Here is an 18,975-nt window from a genome sequence, read left to right on the forward strand (position 1 = left end):
CTTGCCGGCGATGGCGTCAGCTCAGTCACTGATAGGTCGCTTCAGAAAAACATCGCCGGCAAGCCGCCTCCCACAGTCCGTTGGTTGCAGCAAGAATTGTGTATACCGCTGAACGCGGAGCGATGGGCTCGAGCAGTGTCGAGCCAGGCATAACAACGGTAGGGAAAGCGATCAGGTTTCACCGCACTGCTGTTCCCGCAAGCGCTTGTACAGCGTGTTGCGGCTCACCCCGAGTCGCTTCGCCAATTGCGAGATATTCCCTCCGGCGGCCTGAAGCAGATTGTTCAGGTCATCGGTGGGTTGCAACGGCTCCTGCTGGTTTGATGGCATCTGCCGATCGCAACGTTCACTCATGCCCGCATCCAGAAAAAAATCCTCCGGCAAATGCTCGGTGCCAATCGGCTGATCGTCAGCCAGCGCCAGCGCTACCTGAATCACGCTGTTGAGCTGGCGAATGTTGCCTGGCCACGGGTGATGTTCGAACAGCTCAAGCACTTCCCGTGAAAATCCTGCGCGCTGGTGCGGATCCCGATGCCGCTCCCAGATGCGCTGGACCAGCACGTGTTTGTCGGTTCGCTCGCGCAGCGGCGGCAACTCGATGTTCAGACCGCTGATTCTGTAATACAGGTCCTGACGAAAATGCCCGGCCTGCACCTGATCACGCAGTGTGAGGTTGGTAGCCGACACCAGGCGGATATCCACCGGATACAACTCGCCGCCGCCCAGCGGCTGGACGCAACGCTCCTGCAAGACCCTAAGCAGACGCGCTTGTACGGACATTGGCATGTCGCCAATTTCGTCCAGAAACAGCGTGCCTTTGTCGGCCTTGCGTATCAGCCCGATACTGCCTTTCTGGCTTGCGCCGGTAAATGCACCTTTGGTGTAGCCGAACAGCTCTGCTTCAACCAGATCGGCCGGGATCGCTGCGCAGTTTACGGCGATCAACGGTTGACTCGCCCGCGAACTGGCCTGATGCAGCGCCTTGACGAACACCTCCTTGCCAACCCCGGTCTCTCCGTGGATCAGCAGCGGGATGTCCTTTTCCAGCAAGCGCTGAGCCTGAAGCACGGCTTTCTCGACCCGTGCATCGCCCAGGCTGATAGCGTGCAGGTCCAGGTTGCGAGCGGCAACCGGCGCAGGCGTGGTCGTCACAGCATGCAGTTTTAGTGGCTTGCGCCTTGGGCGTTTGATCAGGCATTGAAAGCGGTTGTTGCCGAACGCGTGCAAGGCGAACGGCCGGGCTTCGGTTTCGCTGAGCAATTGCAGAATCGGGCATTTGAACAATGTCTCGATGCTCACACCCGAAAGCCTGACACCCAGCAGGTTGTCGGCTCGGCGATTGGCACAGAGGATCTGGCCACTTTCGTCGAAAATCAGCAGGCCGGCCCATTGGCTGTCCAGGTTGTTCAGGCCGGTATTGAAGATCAGTTGAAAATGGGTGTCGCGAAACTGGTCGAGGATCAGCCGGTTTTCCACCGACTGGCTCATCATTTTGACCATGCCCAGGGTGTGCGAGGGCGGCAGGAAGCTGTCGCTGGACACATCCAGGACCGCAATGATGCGCCGGTCAGCGTCGAAGATCGGCGAGGCAGAGCCGGTCATGAAGCGATTGGCCTTGAGAAAGTGCTCGTCCGGTTCGATATGGATGGCCTGTTCACAGGCCAGTGCCGTGCCGATGGCATTGGTGCCGGTGCCTCGCTCGCTCCAGCTGGCCCCCGCCAGAAAACCCTGGTGTGACGAGTCGCCAAACCGCTGAGTGCCCCATGACTTGAGCAATTGGCCTTGAGGGTCGGCCAGCAGGATCAGGCAGTTCGAGTTACTCAGAATGTTCTCGTAGACCGGCAGCACTTCCTGATGGGTGGTCTGCACCAGCGCGTTGTGGCGCTCCAGCAATTGTGAGACCTCTGATCCGGGCAACTGGCCGAACGATGGACGTGTCTGGTGGCTGAGACCGAAGTCCCGGCAACGTGTCCATGAATCGCGAATGATGATGTCGTGAGCGAGCGAGGTGCTGGATTGAGCCATGGCAAGGCCTGCAAGGATGACGTGTTGTTTTTATTTTCAGGTCTCGTCGCGTGTCCATCCTGGCGTGCAACGTCCTTCCAGTGTCGTTCAGATGTGTTCAAAGTCAACGTTCATTTTGTTCAGTTGTTCAGCGTTTACTGTTCATTTTTGTTCAGCTGCGAAGCCGCTTTTAGCCAGTGAATGCGGGGGAACGCTCTGGAACGGGCATTGGCGAGGTAGTGACAGAATTGGCACGAATGTCGCTATCTGCACTTCCATCACGCATTACCCTTAAAAAAACAACAAAGGGCACGCCATGTCTCTCACGCTGGAGCACGTCAGCCGCGCAGTCGATGGCCAAATATGGATCGACGACGCATCCCTGAGCTTTGAGCCGGGGTCCTTCAACGTTCTGCTGGGGCGCACCCTGTCAGGCAAAACCAGTCTCATGCGCCTGATCGCCGGGCTGGACAAACCCGACAGCGGGCGAGTGCTGATGAACGGGGTCGATGTCACGCAGCGGCCGGTTCGTCTGCGCAATGTCTCGATGGTCTATCAGCAGTTCATCAATTACCCGAGCATGACGGTATTCGAGAATATCGCCTCACCGCTGCGTCAGGCGGGCATGTCGAAGGACATGATCCACAGCCGCGTCAACGACACGGCCAAGATGCTGCGCATCGAGAAGTTTCTGCAACGCTACCCGCTTGAGCTGTCCGGCGGTCAGCAGCAACGCACTGCCATGGCCAGGGCGCTGGTCAAGGACGCGGAGCTGATCCTGTTCGACGAGCCGCTGGTCAACCTGGACTACAAGTTGCGCGAGGAGCTGCGCCAGGAAATGCGCGAGCTGTTCGCCGCTCGCCACACGATCGCCATCTACGCCACCACTGAACCGAACGAGGCGCTGGCCCTGGGCGGTACGACCACCATCCTGCATGAAGGCCGGGTGGTACAGAGTGGCAAGACACCTGAGGTCTATCACAAGCCCGCGACCGTTCTGGCCGCCGAGCTGTTCTCGGAACCGCCCATCAATCTCATGGACGGACGTATCGACGGCAACGAGGTGAGCTTTGCCAATTTCGTGCACTTCCCGCTCAACGCGGATCTGCGAGCCATCGGTGACGGCGAATACCGTTTTGGGGTGCGGCCAAGTCATCTGAGCCTGGTGCCTTCCAACGATGACGATCTGGAGCTGGCGGTCACGGTGGAACTGGCCGAGATCAGCGGCTCGGAAACCTTTCTGCATGTGCGTAACGAGCTGTTTTCGCTGGTTTTGCACTTGCCGGGCGTGCATGCCTACGACGTTGACGCGTCGATCCGGGTGTACATCCCGACCCACAAACTATTCGTGTTCGATCAGCAGGGCGGCCTTATTCAGGCGCCGGGCCTGCGTCTGTCGAGGGTTGCCTGATGGCTGAGATACGCTTGCAGAACCTGGCTCACAGCTACAGTGCCAACCCCGGGCCGGACGATTACGCCATTCGCGAGATGAGCCATATATGGGAGCAGGGCGGCGCTTATGCATTGCTGGGGCCTTCGGGCTGCGGCAAGTCGACCCTGCTCAATATCATCTCCGGCCTGTTGAGTCCTTCGCAGGGGCAGGTCCTGTTTGATTCCAAAGTGGTCAACGATCTGCCACCCGAGCGCCGCAACATCGCCCAGGTTTTTCAGTTTCCGGTGATTTACGACACCATGACGGTGTTCGATAACCTGGCGTTTCCTCTGCGCAACCAAGGCATGGACGAGGCGCGCATTCTCACCAAGGTCCACGAAATCGCTGATGTACTGGATCTGCAACTGCTGCTGAAAAAGAAGGCCCGCAACCTGACAGCCGATGAAAAGCAGAAGGTGTCCATGGGCCGTGGCCTGGTGCGTGATGATGTTTCGGCGATTCTGTTCGACGAGCCGCTGACGGTTATCGACCCTCACCTGAAGTGGAAACTGCGTCGCAAGCTCAAGCAGATTCACGAGCAGTTCAACATCACCATGGTCTACGTCACTCATGACCAGCTTGAGGCGTCGACCTTTGCCGACAAGATCGCAGTGATGTATGGCGGTCAGATCGTGCAGTTCGGCACGCCTCGCGAGCTGTTCGAAAAACCGCGTCACACCTTCGTCGGCTACTTCATCGGCAGCCCAGGCATGAACCTCATCGAGGTGAAGCCGCAAGGCGATGGCGTCGGTTTCGGTGACGTTCATGTGCCGTTGTCCAGCCTGTTGCAGCAGCTGATCGCGCGGACCTCGTTCAGCAGCCTGAAGATCGGTATTCGTCCCGAGTTCGTCCACGTCTGGGATGGGCCCTACGAAGAGGCGATGTGCGCCGATGTGGTGTACGTCGAAGACCTGGGCACCTACAAGATTTTGACGCTGTCGCTGGCCGGGCAGAAGCTCAAGGTGCGCATGCCCGAAGACAAACCGGTGCCCCAGGGCCAGGCGTGGATCAGTTTTCCTGCGCAATGGCTGATGGTCTATGCCGATGACTTCCTGCTTGAGTCCACTCCTGAGCGAGACATGCCATGAACAAGGTCCAGAACAACAAGGCCTGGTGGCTGGTGCTGCCGGTGTTTCTGCTGGTGGCATTCAGCGCCATCGTGCCGATGATGACCGTGGTCAACTATTCGGTGCAGGACATTTTCGACCAGTCCAGCCGCTATTTCGTGGGTGCCGACTGGTTCAGGCAGGTCCTGCAGGACCCGCGTCTGCATGACTCGCTGCTGCGCCAGTTCATTTACTCGGCTTGCGTGCTGCTGATTGAAATTCCGCTGGGCATCGCCGTGGCGCTGTGCATGCCGACCAAAGGGCGCTGGTCGACGGTCTGTCTGATCCTGATGACCATCCCGCTGCTGATTCCCTGGAACGTGGTGGGCACCATCTGGCAGATCTTCGGCCGTGGTGACATCGGCCTGCTGGGCTGGAGCCTCAATGCCATGGGCATCAGTTACAACTATGCCGGCAATACCATGGACGCCTGGGTCACGGTGCTGGTGATGGATGTGTGGCACTGGACGTCGCTGGTCGCGCTGCTGAGTTATTCAGGTTTGCGTGCGATTCCGGATGTGTATTACCAGGCGGCGCGTATCGACCGAGCCTCTGGCTGGGCAATCTTCCGCCATATCCAGTTGCCGAAAATGAAGAGTGTGTTGCTGATCGCAGTGATGCTGCGCTTCATGGACAGCTTCATGATCTACACCGAGCCCTTCGTGCTCACAGGCGGCGGGCCGGGCAATGCGACCACATTCCTGAGCCAGACCCTGACGCAAATGGCGATCGGTCAGTTCGACCTGGGGCCGGCGGCGGCATTCTCGCTGGTGTATTTCCTGATCATCCTGCTTGTGTCCTGGCTGTTTTACACCGCCATGACCCATAGCGACAAGAACTGAGGAACGGCCATGAACGCACGCAAGATGGTGCCGTTGTTGCTGTACATCCTGTTTCTGCTGGTGCCGATCTACTGGCTGTTGAACATGTCGTTCAAGAGCAATACCGAGATTCTCGGCGGTCTGACGCTCTGGCCACAGGATTTCACCCTGGCCAACTACAAGGTGATCTTTACCGATCCAAGCTGGTACAGCGGCTACATCAACTCGCTGTATTACGTCTGCCTGAACATGGTGATTTCCCTGACGGTGGCCTTGCCGGCAGCCTACGCGTTCTCGCGCTACCGGTTTCTGGGTGACAAGCATCTGTTCTTCTGGTTGCTCACCAACCGCATGGCGCCGCCCGCCGTGTTCCTGCTGCCATTTTTCCAGCTGTACTCGTCGATCGGTCTGTTTGACACCCACATTGCTGTGGCGCTGGCGCACTGCCTGTTCAACGTGCCGCTGGCAGTGTGGATTCTGGAAGGCTTCATGTCAGGCGTTCCGAAGGAAATTGACGAAACGGCCTACATTGATGGCTACAGTTTTCCGCGTTTCTTCGTGAAGATCTTCATCCCGTTGATCGGCTCGGGTATCGGGGTGACCGCGTTTTTCTGCTTCATGTTTTCCTGGGTCGAGCTGTTGCTGGCGCGCACCCTGACCTCTGTCAATGCCAAGCCTATCGCGGCAGTCATGACGCGAACGGTGTCGGCATCGGGTATTGATTGGGGGGTACTGGCGGCGGCGGGAGTTCTGACTATTCTGCCTGGCATGCTGGTGATCTGGTTCGTTCGCAATCACGTGGTCAAGGGCTTTGCCCTTGGCCGTGTCTGAGGAGTCGGGATATGGATTGGATGGCCTGGACACCCTTGACGGCGTCCTTCTTCGGCGGCATCGCACTGCTGCTCGCTGGCATGACAGTCTGGGAACTGCGTTCCCCTGGCGTCGAACAACGCGGCTTTCTGCCGATCGCTACCAGTCGCGGCGATCGTCTTTTCATCGGGCTGCTGGGAAGTGCTTACCTGCATCTGCTGGTCATCGGCTTGACGGACTGGAGCGTCTGGATCGCCTCGCTGATATCGCTGGTGTGGTTGTTGGTCGTAATGCGGTGGGGTTAGCGGTCGGTCGGGTGCAGATATCCGGGCGATCCGGCTGGCGGTATTCGAAAAGCGGGACTACATAAGAAGCAACTCTGGAGGTGTCTATGTTCAATAAGAAAAACAAGCTACGACATAGCGTGACGTTGGCGACCATGGTAATGCTCAGCGGGTTGAGTGTTTCAGCCTGGGCGGATCAGTACGAAGAAGCGGCGAAGAAGTGGGCGGCCAGCGAGTTCAAGCCGACCACGCTGTCCGATGCCGAGCAGTTGAAGGAGCTTGAGTGGTTCATCAAGGCTGCCGAACCATTCCGTGGCATGGACATCAAGGTGGTTTCCGAAACCTTGACGACCCATGAATACGAATCCAAGACACTGGCCAAGGCGTTTACTGAAATCACCGGGATCAAGGTCACTCACGACCTGCTTCAGGAAGGTGACGTCATCGAGAAACTGCAGACGGCCATGCAGTCGGACAAAAGTATCTATGACGGCTGGGTCAACGACTCGGACCTGATCGGTACTCACATGCGCTACGGCAAAGCGATGTCGCTGACTGACCTGATGGCCAGTGCCGAGGGTGCGAAGGTCACGTCTCCTACGCTGGACCTGAAGGATTTCATCGGCACCTCCTTCACGACTTCGCCTGAAGTCAAAGATGCATCCGGCAAGGTCATTGTCGAATCCAAACTCTATCAGTTGCCTGATCAGCAATTCGCCAACCTGTACTGGTTTCGTGCCGACTGGTTCGAGCGCGCTGACCTGAAAAAGCAATTCAAGGACAAGTACGGCTATGAGCTGGGCGTGCCGGTCAACTGGTCGGCCTATGAAGACATCGCCAAGTTCTTCAGCGAAGACGTCAAGACCATCGACGGCAAGAAAGTCTTTGGTCACATGGACTACGGCAAAAAGGATCCCTCGCTGGGTTGGCGTTTCACCGACGCCTGGTTCTCCATGGCAGGCAGTGGTGACAAGGGCCTGCCCAATGGCTTGCCTGTGGATGAGTGGGGCATCCGTGTGGAGGCCTGCCATCCGGTGGGTTCCAGCATCACCCGTGGCGGCGACACCAATGGCCCGGCGGCCGTCTTCGCGACCCAGAAATACATCGACTGGCTGAAAGCCTACGCACCGCCGGAAGCGGCGGGCATGACCTTCTCCGAATCGGGGCCGGTGCCGTCGCAGGGTAACGTTGCGCAGCAAATTTTCTGGTACACCGCGTTTACCGCTGACATGACCAAGCCTGGCCTGCCCGTGATGAATGCCGATGGCACGCCGAAATGGCGCATGGCACCGTCGCCTAAAGGTCCGTACTGGAAAGAAGGCATGAAGCTGGGCTATCAGGACGTGGGTTCATGGACGTTCCTCAAATCTTCCGACGAGAAAAAGCGTCTGGCAGCCTGGCTGTATGCGCAATTCGTGACGTCCAAATCGGTATCGCTGAAGAAAACCATCGTGGGGCTGACTCCGATTCGTGAGTCGGACATCAACTCCAAGGAAATGACTGCGCTGGCGCCGAAGCTTGGCGGTCTGGTCGAGTTCTATCGCAGCCCGGCCCGAGTGCAATGGTCGCCAACCGGCACCAACGTGCCGGATTATCCGAAGCTGGCGCAGTTGTGGTGGAGTCATGTGGCTGAAGCAGTCACTGGCGAGAAAACCGCTCAGGCCGCACTGGACGGGCTGGCCAAGGATCAGGATGCGATCATGACGCGCATCGAGCGCTCCAAGGTCCAGGACGCCAGCGGTTGTGCACCCAGGATGAACCCGGAAACCTCGGCTGAAGAGTGGTACTCCAAGGCCGAGAACAGTGGTGGCAAGTTCCTCGCACCACAGCGCAAGCTGGCCAATGAAAAGCCAAAAGGCGAAACCATTGCCTATGCCGACCTGCTGAAAAGCTGGGAAGCGGCCAAGAAATAAGCCTGAGTGAAATGCAAAAACGGCACCCTCGGGTGCCGTTTTTTGTTGAGCGCCGACAGGCTTTATTCGCTGTGCAGCGTCTCTGCCGCGTACAAGGTGTTCTCCAGCAGGCAGGCGCGCGTCATGGGGCCAACGCCGCCAGGTACAGGCGTGATCCAGCCTGCGCGGGGCAGGGCGGTCTCATAGACAACGTCACCCACCAGCTTGCCATCGTCCTGACGGTTGATGCCGACATCGATCACGATGGCGCCGGGCTTGATCCATTCGCCTTTCACAAGGCCGGGCTTGCCAGCGGCAACCACCACCAGATCGGCGCGGCCCACATGGCCTGCCAGATCCTTGGTGAAACGATGGGTGACGGTCACAGTGCAGCCGGCCAGCAGCAGTTCCATGGCCATCGGACGACCGACGATGTTGGACGCACCGACGACCACGGCATCCATTCCATACAGGTCCACGCCAGTGCTTTCCAACAGGGTCATGATCCCTTTTGGCGTGCAGGGGCGCAGCAGCGGAATGCGCTGGGCAAGGCGGCCGACGTTATAAGGGTGGAAACCGTCCACGTCCTTGTCGGGGCGTATGCGCTCCAGCAGCAGCGAGGCGTCGAGATGCTCCGGCAAAGGCAATTGCAGAAGAATGCCGTCGACAGCGGCATCTTCATTGAGGCGGTCGATCAGCTCGGTCAATGCAGCCTGAGTGGTGTCCGCAGGCAAGTCGTAGGCCCGGGAAACAAAGCCGACTTCCTCGCAGTCCTTGCGCTTGTGAGAGACATACACCTGGGAGGCGGGGTCGCTGCCCACCAGAATCACCGCGAGGCCCGGCGTGCGCAGGCCTTGCTGGCTACGTTCGGCGACACGTTTGGCGATCTGCTGGCGCAGGCTGGCGGCGATCGCTTTGCCGTCGATTAGTTTTGCAGTCATGACGCGTGATTAACCATCGAGAGGAAATAAAATGAGCGCGCATTCTCGCATGACATGACGCGAGGGCAAAGGCGCTTGGTCAGCATATTCCGCTAACTCCTTTATCTAACTGAATTTTTTTCAAAAAAGAGTTGACGACCTCAGGGGGCGTCTATAAGATTCGTCGCACTTGCCGGGCAGAGCCCAGCACTGGTTAAGCTAGCACTGGTTGATTAGGTCAGGCAGAGTTGCAAATCGGCTCGGTGTGATTGAAAGCCTTTTAATTTGTGATCGTCAAAGAATACAGATTATATAAGTGCCCGTAGCTCAGCTGGATAGAGCATCCGCCTTCTAAGCGGATGGTCGCAGGTTCGAGTCCTGCCGGGTGCGCCATTCAAGGCAGCTTTGGCACAGCAAGTAAAGTTGTACTGGTCACACGCAATATGGTGGGCGTAGCTCAGTTGGTAGAGCACAGGATTGTGACTCCTGTTGTCGAGGGTTCGATCCCCTTCGTCCACCCCATATTAAGAAAGGCGCCAGATTCATAGTCTGGCGCCTTTGCTTTAAAAGCTTGCAGCGCGGATGTGGTGGAATTGGTAGACACACTGGATTTAGGTTCCAGCGCCGAAAGGTGTGAGAGTTCGAGTCTCTCCGTCCGCACCAAGATACAAATAGCCTGAGTGATGACACTTTGGTTATAAGAAAAAAGCCGCCTCGTGCGGCTTTTTTTGTTTCAACGTATTGGTTTTACCGCTTCGCTGGTCCGAAAGCTGCTGCCGTCGGTCCAGTGAGGCGTGCTACGTGGAAGGAGTCGGCAGTGGTCGGGTATGGATGCTTCCTTATAGAGAGGCCGTGCCAGACGCATCGCTGGCGGCGCGAGGCGCTTGTTGTCCGCGTTCGGCAGGGGGCCGGTTCCTTCCTCTTAATCTGCCCTTTTTCAGTAGGGTGACTTCTTGAGTTTGACCCACTAGAATGCATGCCCTTGATTCTGGGGTCGGAAACGGCCGGCTAACGTCTGTGCAACGAGGAATATCCATGCAAGTTTCTGTTGAAAATACTTCCGCTCTTGAGCGCCGCATGACCATCGGCGTGCCTGCCGAACGCATCGAGACCGAAGTCAACAAGCGTCTGCAACAGACCGCACGTAAAGCCAAGATCCCGGGCTTCCGCCCTGGCAAGGTGCCTATGAGCGTGATCCGTCAGCGTTACGAAGACGGCGCGCGTCAGGAAGCGCTGGGCGATCTGATTCAGGCTACTTTCTACGAAGCCGTTGTCGAGCAGAAGCTCAACCCGGCTGGCGCACCTGCTGTAGAGCCGAAATCCTTCGAAAAAGGCAAGGATCTGGAATACGTGGCGACTTTCGAAGTCTTCCCGGAATTCACCGTTGCCGGTTTCGATACCATCGCTGTAGAGCGTCTGTCTGCCGATGTGGCTGACAGCGATCTGGACAACATGCTGGAAGTGCTGCGCAAGCAGAACGTTCGTTTTGAAGAGACCGATCGTGCCGCTCAGAACGAAGACCAGCTGAACATCGATTTCGTCGGCAAGGTCGACGGCGAAGCATTCGCGGGTGGCTCTGCCAGCGGTACTCAGCTGGTTCTGGGTTCAGGCCGCATGATTCCTGGCTTTGAAGACGGCCTGGTCGGCGCCAAGGCTGGCGAAGAGCGCGTTCTGAACGTGACCTTCCCTGAGGACTATCAGAACCTGGAGCTGGCCGGCAAGGCAGCCGAGTTCACCGTGACTGTCAACGGCGTTTCCGAGCCAAAACTGCCTGAGCTGAACGAAGAGTTCTTCAAGCAGTTCGGCATCAAGGAAACCGGTATCGACGGTTTCCGCGCCGAAGTTCGCAAGAACATGGAGCGCGAGCTGCGTCAGGCCATCAAGTCCAAGGTGAAGAACCAGGTGATGGACGGTCTGCTGGCTGCCAACCCGATCGAAGTGCCTAAGGCGCTGCTGGAAAACGAAGTCAACCGTCTGCGCGTGCAGGCCGTTCAGCAATTCGGCGGCAACATCAAGCCGGATCAGCTGCCTGCAGAGCTGTTCGAAGAGCAGGCCAAGCGCCGCGTCGAGCTGGGTCTGATCGTTGCTGAAGTCGTGAAGCAGTTCGACCTCAAGCCTGACGACGCTCGCGTCCGTGACCTGATCCAGGAAATGGCGTCGGCTTATCAGGAGCCTGAGCAGGTTGTGGCCTGGTACTACAAGAACGAGCAGCAGATGAACGAAGTACGTTCTGTTGTGCTTGAAGAGCAAGTTGTAGATACTGTTTTGCAGAAAGCTAGCGTGACCGACAAATCGGTCTCCTACGAAGAAGCTGTCAAGCCGGTGGAAGCTCCAAAAGCCGACTGATTTCTCTTTTCGTTCGAAAACACCCACAAGCCAGCCTTCGCGCTGGCTTGTGCGTATTCAAGACTCGACTATTTGGGAGTGAATGCAGGACATGTCCCGCAATTCTTATATTCAGCAGAACTCTGACATCCAGGCCGCTGGCGGCCTGGTCCCGATGGTTATCGAGCAGTCCGCCCGTGGCGAGCGTGCCTATGACATCTATTCGCGCCTTCTCAAGGAGCGAGTGATCTTTATGGTTGGTCCGGTAGAGGACTACATGGCCAACCTTATCGCGGCGCAACTGCTCTTCCTTGAAGCGGAAAACCCGGACAAGGATATCCATCTCTACATCAACTCACCGGGCGGTTCGGTGACTGCGGGCATGTCGATCTACGACACCATGCAGTTCATCAAGCCGGACGTGTCGACTATCTGCATCGGTCAGGCCTGCAGCATGGGTGCATTCCTGCTGGCTGGCGGTGCCGAGGGCAAGCGTCACTGCCTGCCGAACTCGCGCATGATGATTCACCAGCCGTTGGGCGGTTTTCAGGGGCAGGCGTCGGACATCGACATTCATGCCAAGGAAATCCTGCATATTCGTCACCGTCTGAACTCGTTGCTGGCGCATCACACCGGCCAGAGCCTCGAAACCATCGAGCGCGACACCGAGCGTGACAATTTCATGAGCGCAGAGCGTGCGGCTGAATATGGCCTGATCGACTCGGTGATCAACAAGCGTCAAATGCCTGCCTAAGCAGCTCAAAATGTAGGGGGTCGGCGCAACCGACCGCCTGCGGACTTGAAAAAGCCCGCAATAGCCTTCATCTTGTGTTGCAAGCCTACCGGATTGGATCGATCGAATGACTGACACCCGCAACGGCGAGGACAACGGCAAACTGCTCTATTGCTCCTTCTGTGGCAAAAGCCAGCATGAAGTGCGCAAATTGATTGCCGGCCCCTCGGTCTTTATCTGCGACGAGTGCGTCGACCTGTGCAACGACATCATCCGCGAGGAGGTGCAGGAAGCACAGGCCGAAAGCAGCGCGCATAAATTGCCTTCGCCTAAAGAAATCAGCGGCATCCTTGATCAGTATGTGATAGGTCAGGAGCGTGCCAAAAAGGTTCTCGCAGTAGCGGTTTATAACCACTACAAGCGACTGAACCAGCGCGACAAGAAAAATGACGACGTTGAACTTGGCAAGAGCAACATCCTGCTGATCGGCCCTACGGGCTCCGGCAAGACGCTGCTGGCCGAAACACTGGCCCGCCTGCTCAATGTGCCGTTCACCATTGCCGACGCCACCACCCTGACCGAAGCCGGTTATGTCGGTGAGGACGTGGAAAACATTATTCAGAAGCTGTTGCAGAAATGTGATTACGACGTAGAGAAGGCCCAGATGGGCATTGTCTACATCGACGAAATCGACAAGATTTCGCGCAAATCCGACAACCCTTCGATTACACGTGACGTTTCCGGCGAGGGCGTGCAACAAGCCCTTCTGAAGCTGATCGAGGGAACCGTGGCTTCCGTTCCGCCTCAGGGTGGCCGCAAGCACCCACAGCAGGAATTCCTGCAAGTGGACACGCGCAACATCCTGTTCATCTGCGGTGGCGCCTTCTCGGGCCTGGAAAAGGTCATTCAGAACCGCTCCACGCGTGGCGGCATCGGCTTCAATGCCGAAGTTCGCAGCAAGGAAGAGGGCAAGAAGGTTGGCGAATCCCTGCGTGAAGTCGAGCCTGACGATCTGGTCAAGTTCGGTCTGATCCCGGAATTCGTGGGTCGTCTGCCGGTTCTGGCAACGCTTGACGAGCTGGATGAGGCTGCACTGATGCAGATCCTTACCGAGCCGAAGAATGCGCTGACCAAGCAGTATGCCAAGCTGTTCGAAATGGAAGGTGTGGACCTCGAGTTCCGTACCGATGCGTTGAAATCGGTTGCCCGTCGCGCGCTGGAGCGCAAGACCGGTGCCCGTGGCCTGCGCTCCATTCTTGAGGGCGTGCTGCTCGACACCATGTACGAAATCCCGTCGCAGAGTGACGTGAGCAAGGTGGTGATCGACGAAAGCGTGATCGATGGCTCGTCCAAGCCGTTGTTGATCTATGAGAACAGCGAGCCGCCTGCCAAGGTTGCTCCAGACGCGTAACACCTCGTGTGATCGCGTAGAAAGACACGGAAGGGGGCCCTCAGGGTCCCCTTTTGCATTTTTGTCCCGCTCATTCGTCCTTTAGATGATGTGAAGCAGGTCGGCCGTGCAACCCTCGGGGCTTGTTTTTTTCGAGTACTACCCCCATCTTGGCTTCAAGCTAATTCCATCTGTCCCGGCCGTTTGGCCGCTGTAGAGGCGAAATCATGAAGACCACCATCGAATTGCCTCTTTTGCCATTGCGTGATGTCGTGGTTTATCCGCACATGGTTATCCCGCTGTTCGTGGGGCGCGAGAAGTCTATCGAAGCCCTTGAGGCGGCGATGACGGGTGACAAGCAAATCCTGTTGCTCGCGCAAAGAAATCCCGCTGACGACGATCCTGATGAGCAGGCTCTTTATAACGTCGGCACCATTGCAACCGTATTGCAGCTGCTGAAACTGCCTGATGGTACCGTCAAGGTGCTGGTCGAAGGCGAGCAGCGCGGGTCGGTCGAGCGTTTCATCGAGGCTGACGGTCATTACCGCGCCGACGTTGCGCTGATCGATGAAGTGGATGCGCCTGACCGCGAGTCTGAAGTGTTCGTGCGCAGCCTTTTGGCTCAGTTCGAGCAATATGTACAGCTGGGCAAGAAAGTCCCGGCAGAGGTCCTGTCTTCGCTCAACAGCATCGATGAGCCTGGCCGCCTGGTCGACACCATGGCAGCGCACATGGCGCTCAAGATCGAGCAGAAGCAGGAGATCCTCGAGATTATCGATCTGTCCGCGCGTGTGGAGCATGTGCTTGCCCTGCTGGACGGTGAAATCGACCTGTTGCAGGTCGAGAAGCGCATTCGCGGTCGCGTCAAGAAACAAATGGAGCGCAGCCAGCGCGAGTACTACCTGAATGAGCAGATGAAGGCCATTCAGAAAGAGCTGGGCGATGGCGACGAAGGCCATAACGAAATCGAAGAGCTGAAGAAGCGCATCGATGCCGCGGGTCTGCCCAAGGATGCATTGGCCAAGGCGACTGCCGAGTTGAACAAGCTCAAGCAGATGTCGCCGATGTCGGCCGAGGCCACTGTGGTGCGTTCCTACATCGACTGGCTGGTTCAGGTGCCATGGAAAGCGCAGAGCAAGGTGCGTCTGGACCTGGCGCGTGCTGAAGCCATTCTGGACGCCGATCACTACGGGCTGGACGAGGTCAAGGAGCGCATCCTTGAGTACCTCGCCGTGCAGAAGCGTGTGAAAAAGATCCGCGGTCCTGTGCTGTGCCTGGTAGGTCCTCCTGGCGTGGGTAAAACCTCGCTTGCGGAGTCGATTGCGAATGCGACAAATCGCAAATTCGTGCGCATGGCCCTGGGCGGTGTGCGTGACGAGGCGGAAATTCGTGGCCATCGCCGGACATACATCGGTTCGATGCCAGGAAGATTGATACAAAAGATGACGAAGGTGGGTGTGCGCAACCCGTTGTTCCTGCTCGATGAAATCGACAAGATGGGCAGCGACATGCGTGGCGATCCGGCCTCGGCATTGCTTGAGGTGCTGGACCCCGAGCAGAACCACAATTTCAACGATCACTACCTCGAAGTCGACTACGACCTGTCCGACGTCATGTTCCTGTGCACCTCGAACTCGATGAACATTCCGCCAGCCTTGCTGGACCGGATGGAAGTCATTCGCCTGCCGGGCTACACCGAAGACGAGAAAATCAACATTGCCGTCAAATACCTTTCGCCCAAGCAGATTCAGGCCAACGGTCTGAAGAAGGGCGAAATCGAGTTCGACGCCGATGCGATCCGCGACATCATTCGTTACTACACCCGCGAAGCGGGCGTGCGCGGGCTTGAGCGCCAGATTGCCAAGGTCTGCCGCAAGGCGGTCAAAGAGCATGCGCTGGAAAAACGCTTCGCTGTCCATGTGACTGCTGACATGCTCGAGCACTTCCTGGGCGTGCGCAAATTCCGCTATGGTCTGGCCGAGCAGCAGGACCAGATCGGGCAGGTCACGGGGCTTGCGTGGACTCAGGTGGGCGGCGAATTGCTGACCATCGAAGCCGCCGTCGTACCGGGCAAGGGCCAGTTGATCAAGACCGGTTCTCTGGGCGACGTCATGGTCGAGTCCATCACTGCCGCGCAAACCGTGGTTCGCAGCCGGGCCCGCAGCCTGGGTATTTCTGCCGACTTCCACGAGAAACATGACACGCACATCCACATGCCTGAAGGCGCTACGCCCAAAGACGGTCCGAGTGCTGGCGTAGGCATGTGCACGGCGCTGGTGTCGGCCCTGACCCAGATTCCTGTGCGGGCGGATGTCGCGATGACCGGCGAGATCACCTTGCGTGGTCAGGTGCTGGCGATTGGTGGTCTGAAGGAAAAACTTCTGGCAGCTCATCGTGGCGGAATCAAGACAGTCATCATTCCAGAAGAAAACGTACGTGATTTGAAGGAAATTCCTGACAACATCAAGCAGGATCTTCAGATAAAGCCCGTTAAATGGATTGACGAAGTCCTGCAAATTGCGCTGCAATACGCGCCGGAGCCCTTGCCGGATGTGGCTCCTGATCTGGTCGCCAAGGATGAGAAACGCGAGTCTGACTCTAAGGAAAGAATTAGCACGCATTAAGACTGAGCAGGCTTCCTTGACAGCTTTTTAGAGCCCTTGTTATAAAGCGGCTCTTTAAAGCAAGTCCGGCAAGCCTTCCAGCGCTCGTTTTGCTTAACACCTAAAACTTAGAAACATACTCAATATAGAGATAAGGGGACTTAGAGTGAACAAGTCGGAACTGATTGATGCTATCGCTGCATCTGCTGATATCCCGAAAGCTGCTGCTGGCCGTGCGCTGGACGCAGTGATCGAATCCGTCACTGGCGCTCTGAAGGCTGGCGACTCGGTTGTTTTGGTTGGCTTTGGTACGTTCTCCGTTACAGATCGTCCTGCGCGCACCGGTCGCAATCCTCAGACTGGCGAGACGCTGGAAATTGCTGCTGCTAAAAAACCAGGTTTCAAAGCCGGTAAAGCCCTGAAAGAAGCTGTTAACTAAGCCTCCTCAAGCCTTACCCGCTCGGCCGGATTCATTCGGTCCAGATGCGGAGCGGTGGTGCAATCGGTTGCAACGCCGAAGGGTTCGAGCCCTTCCGCTCCGTCAGTTACGAGAAGGCGCATCCTCGGATGCGCCTTTCTTCTATCCGCTTTCTACCCACGCTCCGCGGTTGGTTAGTCAGTTCAACCGTTTTGGGGGACGCAATGCTGCAGAACATCAGGGACAATTCACAGGGCTGGATTGCCAAGACAATCATCGGAATCATCATCGCTCTGATGGCTTTCACAGGCATCGAGGCGCTGTTTACCGCTACCAGCAACAAGCAGAACGCTGCCGAGGTCAACGGAGAGGATATCTCTCAGAACGAGTTGAGCCAGGCCGTGGACATGCAACGCCGTCAGTTGGCTCAGCAGCTCTCCCAGCAGTTGGGCAAGGATTTCGATCCTGCAATGCTCGACGAAAAGTTGCTGCGTGAGTCGGCTCTCAAAGGTCTGATCGACCGCAAGCTGCTGCTGCAGGGCGCAGCTGATTCGAAGTTCTCCTTTTCCGATGCAGCGCTGGACCAGCAACTGTTGCAGACGCCTGAGTTTCAGGTGGATGGCAAATTCAGTGCTGACCGCTTCGATCAGGTGATCCGCCAGTTGGGTTACAGCCGTATGCAGTTCCGCCAGATGCTGGGTCAGGAAATGCTTATCGGCCAGGTGCGTGCCGGTGTCGCAGGCAGTGCTTTCGTGACCGATGCTCAGGTCGAGGCGTTCGCCCGCTTGGAAAAACAGACGCGCGACTTCGCGTCGTTGACGCTGCCGGCTGACACGTCTTCGGTGAAAGTCACCGACGATGAGGTCAAAGCGCACTACGACGAGCACGCGAAGGAGTTCATGAGTCCTGAGCAGGTGGTGCTGGATTACATCGAATTGAAGAAGTCCGCCTTCTTCGACAAGGTGAAGGTCAAGGACGAGGACTTGCAGGCGGCCTACCAGAAAGAGATCGCCAACCTGTCCGAGCAGCGTCGCGCTGCGCATATCCTGATCGAAGTGAACGACAAGCTCAGCGATGAGCAGGCCAAGGCGAAGATTGAAGAGATTCAACAGCGTCTGGCCAAGGGTGAGGACTTTGCCGCGCTGGCCAAGGAGTTCTCGCAGGACCCGGGTTCGTCGAACAAGGGGGGGGATCTGGGTTACGCGGGCAAGGGTGTTTACGACCCTGCGTTCGAAGATGCGCTCTACAGCCTGAACAAGGACCAGGTTTCGCAACCTGTGCGCACCGACTTCGGCTGGCACCTTATCAAGCTGCTGGGTGTGGAAGCGCCGTCGGTTCCGACGTTTGCCAGCCTCAAGGACAAGCTGACCAGCGATCTGAAGTCGCAGCAGGTCGAGCAGAAGTTCGTTGAAGTGACCAAGCAACTGGAAGATTCGGCCTTCGAATCGTCTGACCTGGCTCAACCGGCTCAGGATCTGGGCCTCAAGGTTCAGACCACAGCGCCGTTCGGCCGTGAAGGTGGTGAAGGCCTGACAGCCAACCGTGCGGTTATCCAGGCGGCGTTCAGCCCTGAAGTGCTGGAAGAGGGTTCCAACAGCAACACGCTGGAACTGGACCCGGAAACCGTCGTGGTCGTGCGTGCCAAAGAGCACTTGAAGCCGCAACAGCTGCCGCTTGAGAGCGTTGCCGGTGCGATTCGTGCGCAACTGGTGAAGGATCACGCGAGCGCCGCAGCCAAGGCCCGTGGCGAAGCACTGCTGGCGGGTTTGCGTGATGGCAAGATTCCGCTGGCGGCCAAGCAGGACGGTCATGAGTGGAAAGTGATGGAAGCTGTCACTCGCAGTCAGGAAGGGGTCGATCCTGCTGTTCTGCAAGCGTTGTTCCGTATGCCCAAGCCAACAGGCAAGGACAAGCCGGAGTACACCAGCCAGACAGCAGCCGACGGCAGCTTTGTGATCGTGCGTCTCAACGGCGTGAATCAGGCGGCTGCACCGACTGATGCGGAAAAGGCGCAATACCGCCGCTTCCTGTCATCGCGTGCCGGTCAGCAGGATTTCGCAGCCTTCCGTGCTGAGCTGGAGAGCAAGGCGAAGATCGAGAAGTTCTAAGCCCGGCTGAATGCAAAGGTCCGGTTGGAATGACCTGACCTTTGCAGACGCCAAAAAGAAGGCCGCTCACTGAGCGGCCTTCTTTTTTGTCTCCCGGAAAGTGCCGCTCGCGATGAGCGGCACTGGCCG

Annotated in this window: 14 protein-coding genes and 3 tRNA genes; 15 read left to right on the forward strand and 2 right to left on the reverse strand. The window is 57.5% G+C overall.

Annotated features, from left to right (window positions below; all coding sequences use genetic code 11):
* Nucleotides 1-171: 171 nt before the first annotated feature.
* The gene (locus BUB69_RS08380; protein WP_073164548.1) at nucleotides 172-2,025 is read right to left on the reverse strand and encodes a sigma-54-dependent Fis family transcriptional regulator; all 1,854 of its coding nucleotides are present in this window, start codon (nucleotides 2,023-2,025) and stop codon (nucleotides 172-174) included.
* 295 nt (nucleotides 2,026-2,320) lie between these two features.
* On the opposite strand from BUB69_RS08380, the gene BUB69_RS08385 reads away from it, so the two are divergent.
* From BUB69_RS08385 to BUB69_RS08410, 6 genes are all read left to right on the forward strand, one after another.
* Nucleotides 2,321-3,415 carry an ABC transporter ATP-binding protein gene (locus BUB69_RS08385; RefSeq protein ID WP_073164552.1) on the forward strand — a complete coding sequence of 365 codons (1,095 nt, stop codon included), beginning with the start codon at nucleotides 2,321-2,323 and terminating at the stop codon, nucleotides 3,413-3,415.
* Nucleotides 3,415-4,524 carry an ABC transporter ATP-binding protein gene (locus BUB69_RS08390; protein WP_073164555.1) on the forward strand — a complete coding sequence of 370 codons (1,110 nt, stop codon included), beginning with the start codon at nucleotides 3,415-3,417 and terminating at the stop codon, nucleotides 4,522-4,524. The genes BUB69_RS08385 and BUB69_RS08390 overlap by 1 nt, the downstream gene beginning before the upstream one ends.
* Nucleotides 4,521-5,384, forward strand: coding sequence for a carbohydrate ABC transporter permease (locus tag BUB69_RS08395; protein WP_073164558.1), 864 nt, complete (start codon nucleotides 4,521-4,523; stop codon nucleotides 5,382-5,384). Before BUB69_RS08390 ends, BUB69_RS08395 begins: the two co-directional genes overlap by 4 nt.
* Nucleotides 5,385-5,393: 9 nt before the next feature.
* Complete coding sequence (locus BUB69_RS08400) at nucleotides 5,394-6,194, forward strand: carbohydrate ABC transporter permease (RefSeq protein WP_073164561.1); 801 nt, start codon at nucleotides 5,394-5,396, stop codon at nucleotides 6,192-6,194.
* 11 nt (nucleotides 6,195-6,205) lie between these two features.
* Nucleotides 6,206-6,478, forward strand: coding sequence for a DUF2160 domain-containing protein (locus BUB69_RS08405; RefSeq protein ID WP_024687892.1), 273 nt, complete (start codon nucleotides 6,206-6,208; stop codon nucleotides 6,476-6,478).
* 86 nt (nucleotides 6,479-6,564) lie between these two features.
* Nucleotides 6,565-8,370 carry an ABC transporter substrate-binding protein gene (locus BUB69_RS08410; RefSeq protein WP_073164564.1) on the forward strand — a complete coding sequence of 602 codons (1,806 nt, stop codon included), beginning with the start codon at nucleotides 6,565-6,567 and terminating at the stop codon, nucleotides 8,368-8,370.
* Nucleotides 8,371-8,432: 62 nt separating this feature from the next.
* Here the strand turns inward: BUB69_RS08410 and folD are convergent, their stop codons facing one another.
* Nucleotides 8,433-9,290, reverse strand: a complete 858-nt coding sequence (folD, locus tag BUB69_RS08415; RefSeq protein WP_073164567.1) for a bifunctional methylenetetrahydrofolate dehydrogenase/methenyltetrahydrofolate cyclohydrolase FolD — start codon at nucleotides 9,288-9,290, stop codon at nucleotides 8,433-8,435.
* 295 nt (nucleotides 9,291-9,585) lie between these two features.
* On the opposite strand from folD, the gene BUB69_RS08420 reads away from it, so the two are divergent.
* From BUB69_RS08420 to BUB69_RS08460, 9 genes are all read left to right on the forward strand, one after another.
* Nucleotides 9,586-9,662 (forward strand) — tRNA-Arg (locus BUB69_RS08420).
* Nucleotides 9,663-9,715: 53 nt separating this feature from the next.
* A tRNA-His gene (locus tag BUB69_RS08425) sits at nucleotides 9,716-9,791 on the forward strand.
* 56 nt (nucleotides 9,792-9,847) lie between these two features.
* Nucleotides 9,848-9,932, forward strand: a tRNA-Leu gene (locus BUB69_RS08430).
* A gap of 372 nt (nucleotides 9,933-10,304) precedes the next feature.
* On the forward strand, nucleotides 10,305-11,615 hold the full coding sequence (tig, locus tag BUB69_RS08435) for a trigger factor (RefSeq protein ID WP_073164570.1): 1,311 nt from the start codon (nucleotides 10,305-10,307) through the stop codon (nucleotides 11,613-11,615).
* Nucleotides 11,616-11,706: 91 nt separating this feature from the next.
* Nucleotides 11,707-12,348, forward strand: coding sequence for an ATP-dependent Clp endopeptidase proteolytic subunit ClpP (gene clpP / locus BUB69_RS08440; RefSeq protein WP_002552734.1), 642 nt, complete (start codon nucleotides 11,707-11,709; stop codon nucleotides 12,346-12,348).
* Nucleotides 12,349-12,454: 106 nt separating this feature from the next.
* A complete protein-coding gene (gene clpX, locus BUB69_RS08445; protein WP_024687896.1) occupies nucleotides 12,455-13,738 on the forward strand; it encodes an ATP-dependent Clp protease ATP-binding subunit ClpX in 1,284 nt (427 codons plus the stop codon).
* Between the two features lie 206 nt (nucleotides 13,739-13,944).
* Nucleotides 13,945-16,341, forward strand: coding sequence for an endopeptidase La (gene lon, locus BUB69_RS08450; RefSeq protein ID WP_073164574.1), 2,397 nt, complete (start codon nucleotides 13,945-13,947; stop codon nucleotides 16,339-16,341).
* Nucleotides 16,342-16,486: 145 nt separating this feature from the next.
* Nucleotides 16,487-16,759: an HU family DNA-binding protein gene (locus BUB69_RS08455; RefSeq protein WP_024687898.1), complete on the forward strand. Its 273-nt coding sequence runs from the start codon at nucleotides 16,487-16,489 to the stop codon at nucleotides 16,757-16,759.
* A gap of 203 nt (nucleotides 16,760-16,962) precedes the next feature.
* Complete coding sequence (locus BUB69_RS08460) at nucleotides 16,963-18,846, forward strand: SurA N-terminal domain-containing protein (protein WP_073164577.1); 1,884 nt, start codon at nucleotides 16,963-16,965, stop codon at nucleotides 18,844-18,846.
* Nucleotides 18,847-18,975 lie beyond the last annotated feature (129 nt).

It is taken from the genome of Pseudomonas asturiensis, assembly GCF_900143095.1.
Lineage (GTDB): Bacteria > Pseudomonadota > Gammaproteobacteria > Pseudomonadales > Pseudomonadaceae > Aquipseudomonas > Aquipseudomonas asturiensis.